The organism is Vibrio sp. 10N.261.52.A1 (assembly GCF_002876325.1).
Classification (GTDB): Bacteria; Pseudomonadota; Gammaproteobacteria; order Enterobacterales; family Vibrionaceae; genus Vibrio; species Vibrio chagasii.
Genome location: NZ_MCYD01001377.1, coordinates 1 through 702, shown reverse-complemented (window position 1 = coordinate 702; position 702 = coordinate 1). Strand labels below are relative to the sequence as shown.

The following is a 702-nucleotide window of genomic DNA, read 5'->3' as shown; positions in this document are numbered from 1 at the left end:
GATGAAGTTATCGATCATGCTGCCTACACCTTGAATGTAGCCGTTAAAGATAAAGTTTGTAGGGCCAAAGATCAGGATGTAGACCATCAATGCCATTGCAAGAATCACGTTGTAACGGCTTAGCATTTGCATTCCACGGTTAAGGCCGCTCAATGCCGATAATGTGTATAGAACGATAGCGAATAAGATGATGATCAGCTGCGTCGTGAAGCCATCAGGGATATCAAACAGTGCATTCAGTGCATAGCTCACTTGCAAGCCCAAGAAGCCGATAGGACCGATGGTGCCCGCCGCTACAGCGACAATACAACATGCATCAATCAAAGCGCCGGTGTGACCTTTCAGTGCACGTTCGCCTAACACTGGGTAAAGCAAAATACGCGGTTTAAGTGGCAAGCCTTTGTCGTAGTGAAGGTGCATAACCACGATAGACGTTAAGCTGCCGACGATTGCCCATGCTAGGAAACCCCAGTGCATGAAAGATTGCGATAAAGCGTTCACAGCACCTTGCTGTGCGTTTTCTTGTGCACCGTACAATGGTGGTGGGCTAACGTAGTGAGCAATCGGTTCTGCTGCAGCCCAAAATACGCCGCCACCCGCAAGTAGCGTACAGAAGATGATCGCCATCCAACGGAAACCATCCATTTCAGGTTTAGCGATGCCGCCTAGGATAACCTTGCCTGTTCGCCCTGCCGCCAGGCC

The 702-nt window shown here is 49.9% G+C and carries 1 protein-coding gene; it reads right to left on the bottom strand.

What is annotated here, in order from left to right:
* A partial coding sequence (locus tag BCT81_RS28050; protein WP_198596984.1) for a BCCT family transporter occupies positions 1–702 on the bottom strand: 702 nt, incomplete at both ends.